Annotated in this window: 16 protein-coding genes; 3 read left to right on the top strand and 13 right to left on the bottom strand. The window is 38.7% G+C overall.

The window, feature by feature from the left end; all coding sequences use genetic code 11:
- Nucleotides 1-23 precede the first annotated feature (23 nt).
- Nucleotides 24-518 (top strand): hydrolase, encoded by a 495-nt coding sequence (locus LV92_RS19535; RefSeq protein WP_111625291.1) that lies wholly within the window; start codon nucleotides 24-26, stop codon nucleotides 516-518.
- On the opposite strand, the gene LV92_RS19530 is transcribed toward LV92_RS19535, so the two are convergent.
- The 10 genes from LV92_RS19530 to LV92_RS19485 form a co-directional block, all read right to left on the bottom strand.
- Nucleotides 515-1174 (bottom strand): alpha/beta hydrolase, encoded by a 660-nt coding sequence (locus LV92_RS19530; RefSeq protein ID WP_111625290.1) that lies wholly within the window; start codon nucleotides 1172-1174, stop codon nucleotides 515-517. The genes LV92_RS19535 and LV92_RS19530 overlap by 4 nt on opposite strands.
- A 1-nt stretch (nucleotide 1175) precedes the next feature.
- Complete coding sequence (locus LV92_RS19525; RefSeq protein ID WP_085498161.1) at nucleotides 1176-1502, bottom strand: hypothetical protein; 327 nt, start codon at nucleotides 1500-1502, stop codon at nucleotides 1176-1178.
- 81 nt (nucleotides 1503-1583) lie between these two features.
- Nucleotides 1584-1901 (bottom strand): DUF4870 domain-containing protein, encoded by a 318-nt coding sequence (locus LV92_RS19520; RefSeq protein WP_111625289.1) that lies wholly within the window; start codon nucleotides 1899-1901, stop codon nucleotides 1584-1586.
- Nucleotides 1902-1926: 25 nt separating this feature from the next.
- Entirely contained in the window at nucleotides 1927-3180 is a 1254-nt protein-coding gene (locus LV92_RS19515) for a dihydroorotase (protein WP_111625288.1), read from the bottom strand.
- Nucleotides 3177-5099, bottom strand: a complete 1923-nt coding sequence (locus tag LV92_RS19510) for a BatA domain-containing protein (RefSeq protein ID WP_111625287.1) — start codon at nucleotides 5097-5099, stop codon at nucleotides 3177-3179. Before LV92_RS19510 ends, LV92_RS19515 begins: the two co-directional genes overlap by 4 nt.
- 130 nt (nucleotides 5100-5229) lie before the next feature.
- Entirely contained in the window at nucleotides 5230-6237 is a 1008-nt protein-coding gene (locus LV92_RS19505; protein ID WP_111625286.1) for a glycosyltransferase family 2 protein, read from the bottom strand.
- Nucleotides 6238-6342: 105 nt separating this feature from the next.
- Nucleotides 6343-7443 carry a family 20 glycosylhydrolase gene (locus tag LV92_RS19500; RefSeq protein ID WP_111625285.1) on the bottom strand — a complete coding sequence of 367 codons (1101 nt, stop codon included), beginning with the start codon at nucleotides 7441-7443 and terminating at the stop codon, nucleotides 6343-6345.
- A gap of 67 nt (nucleotides 7444-7510) precedes the next feature.
- Nucleotides 7511-8197, bottom strand: coding sequence for an SGNH/GDSL hydrolase family protein (locus tag LV92_RS19495; protein WP_111625284.1), 687 nt, complete (start codon nucleotides 8195-8197; stop codon nucleotides 7511-7513).
- Nucleotides 8198-8230: 33 nt separating this feature from the next.
- Nucleotides 8231-9937 carry a phytoene desaturase family protein gene (locus tag LV92_RS19490; protein WP_111625283.1) on the bottom strand — a complete coding sequence of 569 codons (1707 nt, stop codon included), beginning with the start codon at nucleotides 9935-9937 and terminating at the stop codon, nucleotides 8231-8233.
- 43 nt (nucleotides 9938-9980) lie between these two features.
- Entirely contained in the window at nucleotides 9981-10667 is a 687-nt protein-coding gene (locus LV92_RS19485) for a hypothetical protein (RefSeq protein ID WP_111625282.1), read from the bottom strand.
- Between the two features lie 103 nt (nucleotides 10668-10770).
- On the opposite strand from LV92_RS19485, the gene LV92_RS19480 reads away from it, so the two are divergent.
- Together LV92_RS19480 and LV92_RS19475 are read left to right on the top strand one after the other, a co-directional pair.
- Complete coding sequence (locus LV92_RS19480; RefSeq protein ID WP_111625281.1) at nucleotides 10771-11217, top strand: response regulator; 447 nt, start codon at nucleotides 10771-10773, stop codon at nucleotides 11215-11217.
- Nucleotides 11218-11222: 5 nt separating this feature from the next.
- Complete coding sequence (locus LV92_RS19475) at nucleotides 11223-13709, top strand: PAS domain-containing sensor histidine kinase (RefSeq protein WP_111625280.1); 2487 nt, start codon at nucleotides 11223-11225, stop codon at nucleotides 13707-13709.
- Between the two features lie 155 nt (nucleotides 13710-13864).
- Here the strand turns inward: LV92_RS19475 and LV92_RS19470 are convergent, their stop codons facing one another.
- The 3 genes from LV92_RS19470 to LV92_RS19460 all read right to left on the bottom strand — a co-directional run bounded on the left by LV92_RS19470 (nucleotide 13865) and on the right by LV92_RS19460 (nucleotide 17887).
- Nucleotides 13865-14302 carry a response regulator gene (locus tag LV92_RS19470; protein WP_111625279.1) on the bottom strand — a complete coding sequence of 146 codons (438 nt, stop codon included), beginning with the start codon at nucleotides 14300-14302 and terminating at the stop codon, nucleotides 13865-13867.
- Between the two features lie 501 nt (nucleotides 14303-14803).
- Nucleotides 14804-16612 carry an acyl-CoA dehydrogenase family protein gene (locus LV92_RS19465; protein ID WP_111625278.1) on the bottom strand — a complete coding sequence of 603 codons (1809 nt, stop codon included), beginning with the start codon at nucleotides 16610-16612 and terminating at the stop codon, nucleotides 14804-14806.
- Between the two features lie 81 nt (nucleotides 16613-16693).
- Complete coding sequence (locus LV92_RS19460) at nucleotides 16694-17887, bottom strand: acetyl-CoA C-acyltransferase (protein ID WP_111625277.1); 1194 nt, start codon at nucleotides 17885-17887, stop codon at nucleotides 16694-16696.
- Nucleotides 17888-17909: the final 22 nt, after the last annotated feature.

Here is a 17909-nt window from a genome sequence, read left to right as displayed (position 1 = left end):
CCAATAAAATAGAAAATAAGGGAATGAAACATAAGATTTACTTGTATTTGTTCATATTCGTTACGCTAATAGCACTTTACCAATTTGTAAGTACCAATAATATGGTGAAGGCAAAAAACACAAAAATCGAGTCCCAGGAAGAGCAGCTTTCCCAATTGGAGGATTCCATACAGAAACTACATATAAAGGTTTTGGACAACCAATATTTTTCTTTGGAAAATAATGATGATGCCTTGGCCTATTACGACCATCTAAATTTGAAGGACCCTAGTCTCTATATATCGGATAAATTATTGGAGACCAATGAGAGTAAGGGGGATAACCCCCTAATCCCGTATGAGGGTATGGAAAACGATTTTAAAATAAACAAGATCAAGATTTTAAACCATAAATGGATTTTGGCCGATTTCTCGGATGGGAAATATTGGGGAGAAGTATTGATCAAGTATGAACTTAAGGATGATCTGGGTGTGGATTTTTCTTTGATGGACCACTTGTTGTACACCCGTAGCAATTAAATTTTATCCTGTAGCCATGTCTTGAAGGAGTAGAAATTTTGGGGGGCCACACCATGGCCAACCGGGAATTCCTCATATACATGGTCTATCTTTAGATCCTTTAAAATGCCGGGCGCTTGTTGGGCCCAGGCGACTGGAATTACCTGATCTACACTTCCGTGGGAGACATAAATCTTTAGATTTTTGAAGTTGTTTTCCTTATAGTCCTTCAAAATGAGGTTTTCATTGATATAACCACTAAGGGCTATTACATTTTTGACCAGATCAGGGTAGGACAAGGCTACTGCATAACTCAGGATGGTGCCTTGGCTGAATCCTAAGAGGGTTACATTTTTTTCGTCCAGCCCATAGGTTTTGCAAGCTTCCTCTATAAATATTTTAATCTTATCCCTGGAAAGAACCGCTTCTTCCTCATTGTTCCATTTGCCTTTTTCAGCTTCAAAGTTAATAGCATACCAAGCATTGCCATAGGGTTGCATAGGGTAGGGGGCCCTAACGGATATGATACAAAGTTCTTTGGGGAGTTCTGAAGCAAAGGAAAACAGATCTTCCTCATTGCTGCCATAGCCGTGGAACATGAACAGCACTGGAGGCTTACCCTCGGTAATATTTGATGGTCTAATAAGATGTTCCAATGATAGGGGAGCTGTAGTCATTCTAAGATATAAAAGTGAACCATTTTTGAAAATAGGGACCGAGTACGGGCACCTCTTGTTTTTTGTTGTTCAAGGCTCCGAGAAAGCCGTAGAACCAAAGTACAATATAAAAAACATAAAGGCCGTACCAGGCATATTCATTGTACCAATTGCTTAAAAAAATAGCAAAGCCAAGGAATACGAGATGTAATCCAAAAGCTTGTCGGGTATGAAACCGGGCAAACTCGTTCTTGGGATCTGAATTCATCGATATGGCAATCAAAGCCCCAACCATAGTAAGGTAAGCTACAATTGCCGTAGTCTTTCCTTCCTTAATAACATTATCCATAGAGGCAAAGTTAGTCAAGTTTAAAATTTGAACAAAAAAAGAGGCCTTATTAGACCTCCCTGAATATATTGATTCTTATAATTATTCCCCAATGGTTCCAATAATCGGTAATTTTTCCATTTTGCCGTTGTAGGCATTTATGGCACCCATTACAGCCAAAACCCATGGGGCCCACTGCAATATTCTGAGGAAACCCATACCCATTGTAACAGCTATAAGTCCAAGGACAATGGAAAGTGCAATGGCCAAGATCCACACCCTTAATGATTGTCCAATATGGAATTTGACAAATTCATTTTTTTTATCACTGTTTACTATAAAGGCAATGAGCAGACCAATAACAGTAATATAACTGATTAATGCCATAGTTTTTCCCTCACTTATAGTTTTCTGGTCCATCGTTAAGTTTTTAGTTCCTATAAATTTAGTTAATTATTTGATTGTTGGATACAATTCCGTAAACCTTTCCTTTAAGTTTACTTCCCAAAAAGCAGCTATTCTTTGAATTGGATAAAATGTCCTCTTCTTCAAAGGTATATTCCTGATCGGGGTCGAATAAGGTAAGCGCTGCATTTTCACCTACTTTCAGCACAGGAGTTTCAATGCCATATCTTTCGCGACCTTTCGTAAGAAGGGATATGGTGGTATCAAGATCAAAAATCTGATTTAACATTCCAAAAGCGCTTTCCAGACCTATAGTGCCGTCCGAGGCATTATCGAATTCCACTCTTTTGTGTTCAATATCCATAGGCCTATGGTCTGAGGTAACAAAATCTATGGTTCCATCGCTTAATCCCTTGATCAAGGCCTTACGGTCCGATTGGGTCCTAAGTGGAGGCATCAATTTAAAGAGGGAGTCGAACTCTGTCAAAGTATCATCGGTGAAGCATAGGTTGTGTACAGCCACGCTGCAGCTAACATCCAATCCCTTTTTTTTAGCCTCCCCAATTAGTTTTACGGAATTGGCCGTTGAAATAGTGGGGATGTGCAGTTTTCCACCCGTATATTCCAATATGAACAGATCCCTAACAATATTTAGCTCCTCGGCCAAATTAGGAATTCCTTTTAGGCCTAGTTTTGTAGATACTTCACCTTCATTCACAATTCCTTTTCCCGCAATCTGTAAATCCATTGGAAAAGAATGCACAAGGCCACTGAAATTATGGGCATATTGGAGGGAAATTTTGAGAAGGTTCGAGTTTCTTAAAGGTAATTTGTAATCATAAAACCCTACTGCACCGGCAGTTTTCATATCATATAGTTCGGCCAAACTTTCTCCTTCAGACTTAACGGTCAAAGTTCCTAAGGCATGAAGGGTAGTAGCCGCATTTTTGGAGGCATTCTTTAAAAAGACAATGTCGGAGCTGCTATCTGGGAGGGGGTTGGTATTGGGGTTTAGGACTATATCGGTAAAACCACTTCTTGCCGCTGTGTATAATCCATTTTCAATGGTTTCCCTTTCCTCATAGCCCGGTTCGCCAAAACTTACGCTGGAATCGAACCATCCTAGGGATACATGTAGGTTCTTATATTGGATGACCTTTGTTTTTCCTTGAACATCCAAATTGGCAGCAATATCTTCAATTACCCCGTTTTTTATAAAAATATCGCGCTTTTTTAAATGAAGTTCCTTGTTGGAAGGAGAAACAATCTTGGCCGATTTTAAAAGTATGTTCATTTCAGAAATTTTTGGATAAGAACTTCAATAAATATAAATGCTAGTGCTAAAATAACAAACCATTTCCAAAGCTCGTTGATGCTATTGTCTTTTTCTATATTTTGGAACAATGCTGCAACATTGTCGTTTTTACTACTAGCATTGAGCTCATCTAGATTCATATATTGTAGCTGGCTTTCTGTCCTAGGAAAGTTGAAACTGATGTACTTAACTATCTTTCCTTCGTCCGTTATATCGTATATCCCGGAAACCTCAGGATAATCATCAAAAGTTAAGGTGGTTTTGTTGGTAAAAGATTGTTGAAAGGGTATAAATTCGAAATCTTTTTGGGACACTTTCAAAATCCGATCTTTTGTAAGATTAACGGGAATATCAACGGTGGTTTTGCCACCTATCATCTCATAAATTTTGGGAATCTTAAGACTTGCCATACCCATGTTGTACAAGGTTGGCACAATTAAGGGAGAATTTAAAATATTTGAATTTTCCTTGGATATGGATGCTGTAAATAAATAAGTGCCGTTTTCCCCTACCAAAAACGGATCACCACTTTGGTAAGAAAGTATTTTTGGCATGGCCGATTTAATACTATAGAATGAATTTACGGAGGGATATTGGAAATTGGTTACTTCTTTTTCGAACACATTTTTATACAAAGGATGGGCAAAGGCAATCTGACTAATTTTTCTTTCTTCCACCACCGAAGAAATTAGCATAGTATTGGAAAGCCCTATTAAAAAGGAATTGTAATTTTCCAAATTGGCCTGGCCACTTGGAACAATTACTAAACTGCCTCCGTTATTTTTAAAGGCTTGTAGAGCATTTTGCAAGGCTATGGGGACAGAGTTAAGTTCATTTAGTATAATCAAATTTTGCGACTCCAATAGGCTGTAATTCAATGATTTTAAGTTGAGATTGGAATACTGAAATACCTCCTCATCAAAAATACGCTTCAAGTAATCACTATCGGCATCCCCTATGGATAGCACCTTAATTTTATCTTGCTTGGCTAAATTGAAGTAAAGTTGATTGTCATAATTAAGTCCTGCATCGGTGATCACAATTTCGCCATTGATAAGTTCGTTTGCCGGAATGGTAAAAATTACCTCGCCCTTTTTATTCTTATTGAAGGTAACCGATGTTTTTGCAATCAATTTTTCTCCATTGTAAAGAGAAACCGGAGTGTTGTCCAATTCAGTGTTGGTAGAGAGTATGCTTTTTAAATCTAAATTCTCTGAGGAAATAGTATTGATAAATACAGTATCGATTGAAATATTAACAAGGTTTTCCGGTATCAATTTTACCAAATGCCTATTTATATCGGGGAGCGAGTCTGTAGTAGGTGAATTAATACTCTTTTGAAAATCGGAAATCAAGACAAGATCTTTACGCGTACCTTCAGCTTCCGAGAATAAGGTTCTGGCCTTTAAATTAATTTCTTTTAGCTGTAATTGGTTCTTGGAATAAAGGAGGGCAAGCAAATCGTTTTTAATATCTCCAATACGGACCTCACGAAATATTTTATCGTTGGTAAAAAGAGTGAAAATATTTTCTTCAGGAACAGATTTTAGAATTCCTTGTACCATATTTTCCAATAAGGTAGCTGTTCCCATTTTGGCTTGCATACTTAGGGAATTATCAAGGTAAATAACTATTTCGTTACTTTTTAGTGCTGATTTTCCAGGAATAAAGGGTTGGGCAAAAGCAACAATAAGTGCAGTTAGCAGCAAAAGGCGAGTAAATAACAGTAGCCATTTTTTTAGGGAGTTGCTCTTTCTGGATTCCGCCACTACCTTTTTTAAGATTTTTACATTGGTAAATGGGGTTTTCTTAAATCTACGGAGTTGGAAAAGATGAATGAAAATAGGAATAAGGAGAAGTAAAAGGGCCCAAAGGAGTTCCGGATGTTTAAACAGCATTCCTAAATTTAATTTTTCAAATATAAGAAAAGAATTTCGAGGCAGTCTTAAATTTATTATCCATCTGCTCACTAGTTAAGTGACCGGGAATAGCAGGAGTATTCTTTAAAGAGGCGGTTCAATGTCAGGTTCAACAAAAAAAGAAAATATCTTGAACAGTTTTTTTTCCCTGTGCCAACAAATAGTCTTTTATAAATTCCTGAGCTTCTTTGTTGGCAACAGTAATTATGATTTGGGCATTTTGGAGTTTGTTTATTCCTAGATAATGATCCATCTTTTTATCATAAATATCCAATCCAATTTTATTGGAGTTATTGCATACCCATGTAAAAGCTATGTCCTTTTTTAGAAGTTTTTTAGCTAAAGTTTTTCCTTTGCTACCTGCACCCCAGAGTACCAAGGGGCTTTGATTATCATGGTCAAGCTTCAGGAAATAATGGAGTTTAATATCCAAGAAATAATTTTGGGCATAGTGTTCACTAGTTCTGGAAGTTCTATGTCCATAATCGCGCCAATAGTGAAGAAGTTCATTGGTTGGAATACATTTTAGACCCTGCTCATAAAAACGGAAGGCTAGGTCGTAATCTTCCGGATAGCGATTTGAAGAAAATGACCCAGCCTTTTCCAGATCTTTCCTATCTACCATCCAACATGGGGAGGGTATTACACATTCCTTATATATTTCTGAATAATTTAATCCCTTTTCCGTTAAGCCGTTTAACCATTTTTCATAACTCTTGTAACCATCTCCAACCCCCTCTTTTGAAAAGTATTTCACCTTTCCGAGGGCTACGTATCCCTGTCCATAATTTTTAAGGGAATTAACCATGGTTTCCAATTTATTTGGGGACATAACATCATCGGAATCCATTCTGGTTATATAGGTGCTCTGGGAATGGGAATATGCTGTTCTAAGTGCCTCAATAATTCCCTTGCCTTCATTTTTCAATACCTTGATCCTGGTATCCTTTTGTGCATATGAATACATGATATCCAAACTATTGTCGGTAGAATGATCATTTACAGCCAGAATTTCCCAGTCTTCATATGTTTGGTCGATGATGGATTTTATGCAGTCCGGTAGAAATTCCTGGGTATTTTTAAAAGGAATAAGAATGCTGATACTACTTTTATTCATTTGTCAAAAGTAGAAATATATTTCGCTATATGGTCAATATGGGCTTAGCAAATGAATGTATAGTGCCCAACTCCAGCAGTTTTATAAAGCTGATCGATATAAAGTCTAATTGGTGTTTTCACCAATCAGTTCCAGATCCTTTATTGCGGCCAACATTGCCCTAAAACAGGCCTCTTGGGTAAAGGGATTGATTTCTTTTGCTTTTTGGCTATGATAGCTTTTTATAAATTCACTGGCAGAGGACCAGACGGTGTGCATCATGCCCAAAAAGTGTTTCTTCATTTCTGGGCTTGCATTTTCTCTAAAATTATACATCATTTTAACCTGTTCCCTGGCAACCTCAGGCTTCTTCCAGGGACAGGCAATAACGTCCAACCCCTTAAGCGCAAATAGGGCAGGGGTAGGTAATGCCCTTTCATAATGCCAGTCGCAAATAACTACAGATTTGTCAATTAGGTCTATGGCCCTGGCAGTGTTGTTCATACTTGCCTCCCACATCCCAATTCCTGAAGTGGAAGCATCTATTAAACGATCTCCCCAAATCCATAGCCGTTTGCTGTTCATCTCTAAATGCCGGCTTATCTTATTAACTTCATTGGCAAAAATTGCAGCTGGGTCTTTTCCTTGGCAGCGTGGGCATTTTTCATCTGCAATGTAAAATACCTCGTCCATTCCTGCGTGAAAGGCTTTTGCCTCAAAAACAGCAATAATTTCATCTACCAGATCAAACACCACATTGTGCACTTCCGGATGTAACGGACAATAACTTTTACAATAGAGGCCATCGGCATTTGGCCATTCATATTTTACAGGTATTTTAACATGTGGCGTTTCGTCAAATTGGGGATATACCTCAAGAAGTTTATTGGTTTTTTCTGCCCAACTCTGATGTCCGAATAAATTTACCTGAGGAATTAGGTTTATATTGTGTTTTTTGGCAACGGCTACCAATTCCTTTATTTGCACTTTGGACAATGGATTGTTACCTCTCAGTTCTGGTCTTGATTCATAGGCATAATTGAAATCTACCCGTAGTGCCAGGGTGTTGATGCCATTAGGGCCTAATTCTTCATCAACGAATTTTACAAACTCGGCTACACCATCGGCATGGGGTGCGGCAATACAAAGTCCTTTTACTTCAAAAATATCTTGTGCGTTGCAAAAATAAAAGCCTATAGACAGGAAAATTAAGAGTAGTTTGCCCATTGTTAATTAGGATTTAATTCTAAAATACCTCGTAAAAATATTTTTCCAAAGTGAGTAAAATCCCAGGCTATTTCAATGCCTTGTTTATTGCGGCTTCCACTAATGGTTCCATTACAGCATAACCCGCCGCGGTAGGATGAACCTCATCGTCTGCATATTTTTTTGGAAGTCCGTTTCTATCATCGGCCATTGCGGTAAAATAGTCTAGATAAATATGACCATTCGCTTCCGTATATTCTTTTAACATTTTGTTCAATGCAGGAATTTTTTCATTGGGATTTAATCCAGGTTTCCATGGGTAATCGAAGGCAGGAAGCACGGAGGAGATAATTACTTTAATTCCGTTGGCCTTTGCAAGTTCGGCCATGGACTTCATATTGTCCAAGATCATCTTGGGGGTAGAAGGCCCTGTATTTCCTGCAATATCATTGGTTCCAGCCAGAATAACCACTACTTTGGGTTTTAAATCGATTACGTCCTGTCTAAAACGCAATAACATCTGGGGTGTAGTCTGTCCGCTAATACCTCTGTTGATATAAGGTTTCCCTTCAAAGAACTCCGGCCTTTTATTTATCCAACCTATGGTAATGGAATTGCCCATAAATACCACACGATTTTCGTTGGTAGCTGGCATTCCCACCTCTTTGTTGTCCTCTGCAAAGCGCTCCAGATTGGGCCAATCCTGTCCATAACTATTGTTCACGGTGAAAATGGTTAACGCAAATAATGCAATCGATAATTTTAATGCTTTCATATTAGTAAAATTGATTGGAAGATAAGTTAATATTTAAATTAGGGTTGGATTGTCATGCTTTTTTTTATTTGATAGCTGTCGCGCTTTTCTCAAATTTATTTTTTGTTGGATATCCTTAGGATAGTCGGAATGGTCTTCCGCTTCAAAGATCCTAATGTTCTGGGAATCATCTGGTTTTATCAGGTCATCTTGTCTGCAATTCAGTATGGCGGCTGCCGTCTGGACCCCGGAATAACTTGCGCCGGCCACTCCATGGGATTGGATACTTGCCCCGCACATATAAAGATTCTCTATTTCGCTCTTGGCCTTAAAGGCAAAGGGACCTATCTGTCCAAAACTCTTTTCAGTACCGTATACGCTGCCATTGGTAGCATTCAAATAGTATTTGTTGGTGATTGGCGTTCCCAATTCTTTATGAACAATATGCTTACTAATACCCGGTAGGGCACGTTCCAGGGTATTTATCATTTTATGGGTCAATATTTCCTTGAATTCCAAATACTCCTTTGATCGCTGTTCATCCTCATTGTTGAATTTGGAGAATGAATCGGGATTGATATAAGTAATGACTTCAAGAGAGTGGTGTTTTCCATCGAAACTTGTGGGGTCTTTTAGCGTGGTACAGCTAATGAACAATCCAGGGAACACTTCGCCATTAGTAATATCAATCGCGGTCATCTCTTCGTAAATGTCATCCATATCCCTGTTATCCATCATCCATATATTGCCCGAGTCCATTCCTAATTTTCGAACGTCGGTAGCAACGGTTAGAAAAAGCATTAGGGAACTACAGGAATACTTTGTTTTTTTAAGTTTTTTAAGAAGTTTTGCGCTTAGGTTTTGTTCTTTTATCAGTTTCAAATAGGTAATCCCTGGATCAGCATTGGAAATGATTCTGGATGCAAATATTTTCTCCCCATTTCTCAATTCCACCCCAATGGCCTTTTTCTTTTTATCCCCTTCCAAAAGAATTCTTTTTACGGCTGTACCCGTACGTATGGTCCCACCATTTTTTTGTAACGCCTTGGTCATGGCTTTTACAATAGCAGCTCCGCCACCCATAGGGTAGTAGCCCCCGCTAAAATAATGGTCCATGACAGCGCAGTGCAAAGGGAAACTCGCCCTCGAAGGAGCCAATCCGTGATCTCCCCATTGTATATTGAGTATTTTTTGCAGTAGGGGGTCTTTTATATGCCAGTTGATAACACGCTTCAAACTGAACAGGGCAAACTTGCCCATATGCTTTGTTCTAAAAGGGATGGTGATATGATCCCAAAAACCGTTTATTTTAGGAATCAGTTGTATTTGTCGAGAAACATTCCTGACCAACTTTAAATAATCATCGAGACGTTTTTTTTCCTTAGGGAACCTATGCCCTAGAGAGGTGTTTAGATCATTAAAATTGCCCGGCAGGTCTATTCTTTCTTCTCCAATAAAACAGTGCTCATATCCCGTGGGATTCATTCTAAAAAAAACCAGATCATTGGCTATCCCCAATCCTTCATATAGGGTTCTTGTAGATTCTCCTTCTCCAAGCAGTCCAATATAATGCACTCCTGGAGAAAAACGGTGGCCGTTTAAATAGAAGCTATGGCACCAGCCACCAGGAACATCGTGTTGTTCCAATACCAATACCCGCTGACCTGCTTTGGATAGACAAATGGCTGCAGATAATCCGCCTGCACCAGAACCGATGATAATCGTATCTATATCGTTGTAAATTTTATTATTGATTCCCATTGTATAGGTGTTGCATATGCCAAGCTATTTATAATGACCACTTTTATTTTATTTCCTCGTTTTCTTTTTGGAAAAAGTGTTGGTCCTTTAATTTTAATTCCAAATCGTTTATAACTTTGTTCTTGGTGGGCCTAAGCTTAAAAAGATAAAGAATTAAAAGTAAGGAAATAACCAGATAAAAAATGTGGTTATTCAACCTATAAGCAATAGTACTCAATATTGCTGCACCCTCTATAAATGCATATCTTACCACACATGCTTGTAGATATAGCATCAATTTACTTTTTAAAGAGTTGAGTTTTGTTAAGTCCTTTAATTGTTTACCGAAAACATAGTTGCTTATAAAATAGCTCAACATGGCAATGGTTGGGACAAGATATACAAAAACATTATTGTCTTTGGTAAAATCTATCAAAAAACCTTCCCCTGTTGCATAGATAAAAGTGGTAAACAACAAAACTCCAATAAGCAATGCAGCATGTATGAATTTAAGGGTATTAAGGTATGCTTTCGGAGTTGGGGCTTTGGCTTTGGAATCGATCATATGGCATTCAAAAGTACAGTGGTGCTTGGCAATGCCATAACTAATAAAACTTGTATTAACAGCACATTTGTTTTTAAAGGTATAAGCCTTTCCGTTTAAATGCAAGGAAGTTAAGCCAAAAATAACAGGAGGTCCAAAAGGCCCAATTTTTTTTTCAAAGCAGAAACTAATGAATATGCCCCTCATAAACAATTTCCGTGGAAATTTAATCAGTAATTATTTTTCTTTATTTTTATGTAAAGGGAATTAAAGAGGAAAAGGTTAATTTCAGTATCTAAATCAATTAAACATGGCCAATAGCGATTTTCACATACTTCTTGCAGATGATGATGAAGACGATTGCATGTTTTTTAAGGAAGCATTGGACGAGCTTTCTTTGTGTGCAACATTGAAGACGGTTAACAATGGGGTAGAGCTTATGGATTTTCTTGAAAATAATTTACCCAACCTGCCGCAAGTGCTCTTTCTGGATCTTAATATGCCCCGAAAATCAGGAACGGAGTGTTTATCGGAAATAAAGCAATGTGAAAAATTTAGGCATCTGCCTGTAATAATATATTCCACTTCTTCCAATATTGATGTCATGGACCAATTATACCGCCAAGGCGCACAATACTATATTCGGAAACCAGCCGATTTTTCAAATCTTAAAACTGTAATAAGTAGGACGATCGATCTGATAAAACAAAAAAGAGTATTACAATCCTCTAGAGAAGAATTTGTGATACAACCTTAAAGTAGATGAAACTGAATTCTACCCATAAAGCAAATAATCTCTCGTTCCTTGAGAATAGTGGCCAAATGGGCGAGCTTATTAGGGAGATGGACTGGGACACTACAACTCTGGGACAAATCAGTGATTGGCCTGTAAGTTTGCGTACTACCCTAGCCATAATTTTGCACTCATCTTATCCTATGTTTCTTTTTTGGGGTGATGAGCTTATCTGCTTTTATAATGATGCTTACAGACCAAGTCTTGGGATAGAAGGAAAACATCCGGCTATTGGAAAAAGTGGCAAAGAAGTTTGGCCGGAGATATGGGATTACATAGGCCCCTTGATAAATGAAGTAGTTACTACCGCTAAACCAGTTTCATATAATGACCAATTGGTTCCATTTTATCGAAATGGGAGCATGGAGGATATATATTGGACATTCTGCTACAGTGCTGCTTTTGATGATTATGGAAAGGTAAATGGCGTAGTTGTTACTTGCACAGAAACTACTGAAACCGTAATTACGAAAAAAGAATTACAAGAAAGTGAACGTAGGCTTCGCACAATGATTGCTCAAGCACCTGTATCGATAGCTATATTTCAGGGCAAGGATCATGTAACCGAATTGGTAAATTCTCTTGCACTGGAAATGTGGGGCAGAATGGAGGATGAAGTATTGGGACAGCCACTTCTTGAAGCAATGCCAGAACTTGAGACGCAAGGAATTAAAGAGTTGCTGGACGAGGTTTATAGTACTACCAAAACTTTTTCTACTTCAGAATTTCCCATGCAGATCATGAGGAAAGGAAAATTGAATATGGCCTATCTCAACTTCAGCTTCGAACCACTTTTAGACAATAATGGGAAAATTGAAGGTATAATGGCTTTGGGTATTGAAGTTACAAATCAAGTAATTAGCCGCAAGAAAATAGAAGAAAGTGAAAAAAAATTCAGACTACTGGCCGACTCACTTCCCCAGTTCGTATGGACCTCAGATCCACAAGGTAATTTGAATTATTTTAACCAGTCAGTTTATGAGTATTCGGGATTGTTGCCAGATCATTTAATCAATAAAGGGTGGTTGCAGATGGTACATCCGGACGATAGGGCAATGAACATTAAAATTTGGGAGGATTCAATTGCAACCGGTAAGGATTTTTTATTGGAGCATCGCTTTCGAAGACATGATGGTGAGTACCGGTGGCAATTGAGCCGTGCAAAGCCGCAACGTAATGACGACGGAATTATAAATATGTGGGTAGGAAGTAGTACCGATATACAGGAACAGAAAATTTTCCTTGACGAATTGGAAAAACAAGTTCAGAAACGTACTGCCGAGCTGGTAGAATTAAACGATTCGCTTAAAAAAAGTGAACAGCGTTACCACCTCATGGTGGAGGAAGTTCAGGACTACGCCATAATTTACTTGAACCCGGATGGAATTGTGGAGAACTGGAATACGGGAGCAGAAAAAATTAAGGGCTATAAAGCCGAAGAGATAATAGGTAGGGATTTTTCCAATTTTTATACGGAGGAGGATAGAAATAGCGGACTTCCCAAAAGGTTATTAGGTTTGGCTGCCAGAAAGGGCAAAGCAGTACATGAAGGATGGCGCCTAAGGAAGGACAATACTTTATTTTGGGCAAGCGTGGTAATCACTGCAGTGCACAATGAAAAAAAGGAGGTAATAGGATATTCAAAAGTAACCCATGACCTTACTGCTAAGAAAGAGGCAGATGATGCACTTAAGGAAAAGAAGGCTGAGCTGGAACAAAAGAACATTGAACTGCAGAAAATGAACAAGGAGCTCCAATCCTTTGCTTACATATCAAGCCATGATTTGCAAGAGCCTTTAAGAAAAATTCAAACGTTTGCTTCCAGAATAATCGAAAAGGATCAAGATACACTTTCCGAAAATGGAAAATATCTATTTAAAAGGATGCAACTGTCCGCAGAAAGGATGCAGTCTCTTATAGACGATTTGTTGGCCTATTCCCGTACACACCATTTGGAAGGCGATTTTGAAAAAATCAATCTTAATCTTATCATTGAGCAAGTTAAACAAGACCTTAGTGAAGAACTTCTGCAGAAAAATGCTATTATTGAAACAGATAATACTTGCATCGTCAATATAATCCCATTTCAATTTAAGCAACTCTTTTACAACCTGTTAAGTAATTCCTTAAAGTTTTCTAATCCTGAAAAACCGGTGCACATAACTATAAAAAACGAGTATGTTTATGGTAATTCATTGGAAGGTGAAAATTTTGTTGACGACACTAAATATTGCCATATCACTTTTTCGGATAACGGTATAGGCTTTGAACAAAAATACAGTGAAAAGATCTTTGAACTATTTCAGCGCCTATATGGGAGGACAGAATATCCTGGTACAGGAATTGGACTCGCAATTATAAAACGTATAGTGGAAAATCACCATGGCATTATTACTGCACAGGGCGAACTGGGCAAGGGTGCCACTTTTAATTTATATCTTCCGGAGGAGGACTAAAAGACTCTAGTTGCAACTTGTATACACTGCAGTTAAAAGGTAAAACTGTGATAAATATATCCGGATTATTGATCCGAATTTTTTTTAAACCCATTGATTTTTAAGCAAATGCGATAAGTTCAGACAGAAAAAACATTTGTAGAGTTGTTACAGATCTAGACTATAACCAAAAAATTTAAATCGTCATTGGTTTTTGAGGTTGCATTTTGAAAAGACTTCAAGGATTTATATAATACGGTTTTCAATTGATTGAACGAGTTGGGTTTCTTTATGTATAGATTTGCCCCGCCCTCTTGCAGTTGGTCTACTTCATTTTCATTATAGGATGTGGAATAAATGATTATTTGGATTTCTGATAATTCGGAGATGTTACGGATATCCGTTAGGCATTCAAATCCGTCCATAAGGGGCATTCGAAGGTCTAAAAAAATGGTGTCAGGCTTGGGGTTGCCAGAATATAATTCCGCCATTAGGTCAACCCCGTTTTCAAATTGTTTTACCGAGGTTTCAATTGGTAATTCGGACAAAGCGTCCATAAAAAGTTCTCGATCATCTTGATCATCGTCTGCGAGAAAAATGTTAATAGGATTCATAACTGTATATTTTTATTGATTATCTACCGGACAAGGAATATTATATTTAAATTGATTTATAAACTTAAATCCTGATTATCACAATATAGGTATGTCACCATTCCAAATTGGATTACTAATTTTTAGTACCCTCAATTTTTGAAGGGTTCTAAAATTTCTTGCAAACTATTTAATCTACACATAATTTAGGAGAAGTTTTAAATAAAGGATGCGTCAAATGAATATAATATTAACTCGAAAAATCATTTGATCAATCAGCACAAATAAAAAGTATCCGAAAAATAGGCCTATGCGTGGCTGGTACCATTCGCTCTTACAGATTCTGTATTTACTTTTGTATTTCAAATTGGATCAAGCTTCCTAAATAATACTTAAGCCTTTTGCTATTTCTCTGGAAGGAGCCAGTCTATTAATGGTCATAAAATAAAGAACCGCTCTTTTTGGAGCGGTTCTTCGGTTTCGCTTCATTACGAAGCATGAGCTTGAGTTAGTCAATCTTCACTAAAAACAATACTTGTTCTCAGCCTTTAGTTTTTCGGCAATTGTATTCCGCAGTTCAACTACGTTGGGTTGGTTTATATATTTTGTAAACCGTTTTAGGCCCATAAGCATCATACGTTGCTCATCACCATCAGCCATTGATACTATAGCTTCCTTGCCATTTTTTATAACAGTGTCCACTGCATTGTACAGGTACAATTTGGACATGGCTATTTGTTCTTTTTGTGCCGCTTCCCCAAATCGTTTTGCATTTTTTTCAGTTCGTAAGATGGCGGATTCTGCCAAATAGATCTCTATCAAAATATTGGATGCAGCCAAAAGTAACATTTGATGTTCATCTAGGGCAGGTCCATATTTCTGGACCGCAGATCCGGCCACCATTAAGAAAACTTTCTTAAGCTTTTCGATCATTTCTTTTTCTTCGGACAACAATTCGGAATAGTCCGGGGTGTCAAAGGAAGGAATGCCCATTAGTTCGTTCCCTACGGCCGTAGCCGGCCCCAACAGATCTACATGCCCTTTCATGGCTTTCTTAACCAAGAGGCCAACGGATAACATTCTGTTAATCTCATTGGTACCTTCGTATATTCTGGCTATTCGCGCATCTCTCCATGCGGCTTCCATAGGGGTTTCCTCCGAAAAGCCCATACCACCAAAAATTTGAATACCCTCATCCGAGCAGTTCTGTACGTCTTCGGATACGGCAACTTTTAAGATAGAACATTCAATGGCATATTCCTCTACACCCTTCAACTCGGCTTCCTGATGGCTATTACCCGCCGCCAGGCGCATGGCAATACGGTCCTCAATATTTTTAGCAGCTCTGTATGAGGCAGCTTCCCCGGCATACAAACTGGTCGCCATTTCCGCCAACTTCGATTTTATTGCCCCGAAATCTATTATGGCTGTTTTAAACTGCTTACGTTCGGTAGCATACCTTAAGGAATTGGTAGTAATTCTCCTTTGGGAATCCAAACAGGCGGCCGCTAATTTTATTCGTCCAATATTTAAGGCGTTCATGGCAATTTTAAAACCATTTCCCCTTTCAGAAAGCATGTTTTCAACTGGTACTACCGTGTCGTTAAAGAAAACCTGTCTGGTAGAGGAGGCACGAATTCCCAATTTATGTTCTTCCTCCCCTAAAGTGATTCCATTACTAGGATCATTTTCAACTATAAACCCGGTGATATTTTTGTCATTTTCAATTCGTGCAAAAACAATAAATAATTTACAGAACCCGGCATTGGAAATCCACATTTTCTGGCCATTGATCTTGTAGCTCTTGCCATCAGCGGAAAGGGTAGCGGTGGTTTTGCCCGAATTGGCATCACTACCAGCCCCTGGTTCCGTTAAACAGTAAGCACCGAACCATTCACCAGTGGCCAATTTTGGGACATATTTTTGCTTTTGGGCCTCAATACCGTATAATGTAATGGGCATGGTCCCAATACCGGTATGCGCACCAAAGGCTGTACTAAAAGATCCACTTCCACTAGAAATATATTCGCAAACTATCATGGTAGAAATAAAGCCCATTCCCAATCCCCCATAAGCTTCAGGAACGGCAACACCCAAAAAGCCCATTTCTCCGGCCTTGGTCATTACTTCCTGGGTTAAGGCATAATCTTTAGCTTCGAAACGATCCCTATTGGCCACAATCTCCCGATCGTTGAACTCAATAACGGAGTCGCGCATCATTTTTTGCTCTTCGGAAAAATCCTCCGGTGTAAAAATATCCTCGCAATTGGTTTCCTTTACAAGGAATTGTCCGCCCCGCAATATTTCTTTAGTTGTTGTTTCTGTGCTCATTGTGTGTGTTGTTAAGTTTTATAGTAAGTATTGGAGTAGATATTGAAAAAATAATCCCTCAATAAATATGTCTTTAGTTATCTAATTTAAAAATTCGTATATCCCTGCTGCTCCCTGACCAGTACCTACGCACATGGTTACCATGCCGTATTTACCTTTCATATCCCTCTTTCTCATCTCATCAAAAAGTTGAACGGACAACTTTGCTCCGGTACAGCCCAATGGGTGGCCAAGAGCAATTGCGCCCCCATTAACATTGACTATATCATTATTTAAGCCAAGTTCGCGGATTACTGCCAATGACTGTGAAGCGAAGGCTTCGTTTAATTCGATCAATTCGATATCGTTTTGTTTAAGACCGGCTTGTTTTAGCGCCTTTGGAATAGCTTTTACAGGGCCTATTCCCATGATTCTGGGTTCAACTCCGGCAGCAGCATAGTTGACCAATCTTGCAATAGGTTCCAATCCTAACTCTTTTACCATATCCTCACTCATGACCAGTACAAAAGCAGCTCCGTCGCTCATCTGTGAGGAATTACCGGCAGTAACACTTCCCCCTGCAGCGAAAACCGGACGCAGGCCTGCCAAAGCCTCTTTACTGGTTCCTTTTCGTGGTCCCTCATCTTTGGTCACCGTATATTTTTTAGTAGCCTTTTTTCCATTATCATCAACGTATATCTGTTCTATCTCAATAGGAACGATCTGACTTTGAAAACGATCCTCTGCCTGTGCCCTAAGCGCTTTCATATGCGAGTTATAGGCAAACTCGTCCTGGTCCTCACGGGACACATTAAACTGTTTGGCTACCGCTTCCGCAGTATTTCCCATACCCCAGTAATAATCTTCGTGACCGGCCTTTGCCAAATCGTAATTGAGTTCTGTTTTATATCCCGTCATCGGTACGGCACTCATGCTTTCTGCACCGCCTGCAATAATACAGTCGGCCATACCTGCTTGGATTTTCGCGGTGGCAATACCAATAGTTTCTATTCCAGAGGAACAAAATCTATTTACGGTAACCCCTGGTACATCAACTATATTAAGCCCCATTAAGGATATTAATCGGGCCATGTTAAGGCCTTGGGAACCTTCGGGCATGGCATTTCCAACAATAACGTCATCAATGCGTTTTTTGTCCAATTGTGGCAACTCATTCATCATATACGCTATGGTTTCGGCAGCTAGCTCATCCGTTCTTTTAAAACGGAAAACACCTTTTGGAGCTTTTCCTACTGCAGTCCTATATGCTTTTACTATAAAGGCTTGTTTGTTCATATTTCTATTTTTGTTTTGATAA

The organism is Arenibacter echinorum, from assembly GCF_003259375.1.
Taxonomy (GTDB): Bacteria; Bacteroidota; Bacteroidia; order Flavobacteriales; family Flavobacteriaceae; genus Arenibacter; species Arenibacter echinorum.
This window is presented reverse-complemented; position numbering and strand designations above follow the sequence as displayed.

Bases quoted from the DNA above. Each gene is read 5' to 3' on its own strand.
- LV92_RS19535 (WP_111625291.1), top strand. From the start codon at position 24: ATGAAACATAAGATTTACTTGTATTTGTTCATATTCGTTACGCTAATA.
- LV92_RS19530 (WP_111625290.1), bottom strand. From the start codon at position 1,174: ATGACTACAGCTCCCCTATCATTGGAACATCTTATTAGACCATCAAAT.
- LV92_RS19525 (WP_085498161.1), bottom strand. From the start codon at position 1,502: ATGGATAATGTTATTAAGGAAGGAAAGACTACGGCAATTGTAGCTTAC.
- LV92_RS19520 (WP_111625289.1), bottom strand. From the start codon at position 1,901: ATGGACCAGAAAACTATAAGTGAGGGAAAAACTATGGCATTAATCAGT.
- LV92_RS19515 (WP_111625288.1), bottom strand. From the start codon at position 3,180: ATGAACATACTTTTAAAATCGGCCAAGATTGTTTCTCCTTCCAACAAG.
- LV92_RS19510 (WP_111625287.1), bottom strand. From the start codon at position 5,099: ATGCTGTTTAAACATCCGGAACTCCTTTGGGCCCTTTTACTTCTCCTT.
- LV92_RS19505 (WP_111625286.1), bottom strand. From the start codon at position 6,237: ATGAATAAAAGTAGTATCAGCATTCTTATTCCTTTTAAAAATACCCAG.
- LV92_RS19500 (WP_111625285.1), bottom strand. From the start codon at position 7,443: ATGGGCAAACTACTCTTAATTTTCCTGTCTATAGGCTTTTATTTTTGC.
- LV92_RS19495 (WP_111625284.1), bottom strand. From the start codon at position 8,197: ATGAAAGCATTAAAATTATCGATTGCATTATTTGCGTTAACCATTTTC.
- LV92_RS19490 (WP_111625283.1), bottom strand. From the start codon at position 9,937: ATGGGAATCAATAATAAAATTTACAACGATATAGATACGATTATCATC.
- LV92_RS19485 (WP_111625282.1), bottom strand. From the start codon at position 10,667: ATGAGGGGCATATTCATTAGTTTCTGCTTTGAAAAAAAAATTGGGCCT.
- LV92_RS19480 (WP_111625281.1), top strand. From the start codon at position 10,771: ATGGCCAATAGCGATTTTCACATACTTCTTGCAGATGATGATGAAGAC.
- LV92_RS19475 (WP_111625280.1), top strand. From the start codon at position 11,223: ATGAAACTGAATTCTACCCATAAAGCAAATAATCTCTCGTTCCTTGAG.
- LV92_RS19470 (WP_111625279.1), bottom strand. From the start codon at position 14,302: ATGAATCCTATTAACATTTTTCTCGCAGACGATGATCAAGATGATCGA.
- LV92_RS19465 (WP_111625278.1), bottom strand. From the start codon at position 16,612: ATGAGCACAGAAACAACAACTAAAGAAATATTGCGGGGCGGACAATTC.
- LV92_RS19460 (WP_111625277.1), bottom strand. From the start codon at position 17,887: ATGAACAAACAAGCCTTTATAGTAAAAGCATATAGGACTGCAGTAGGA.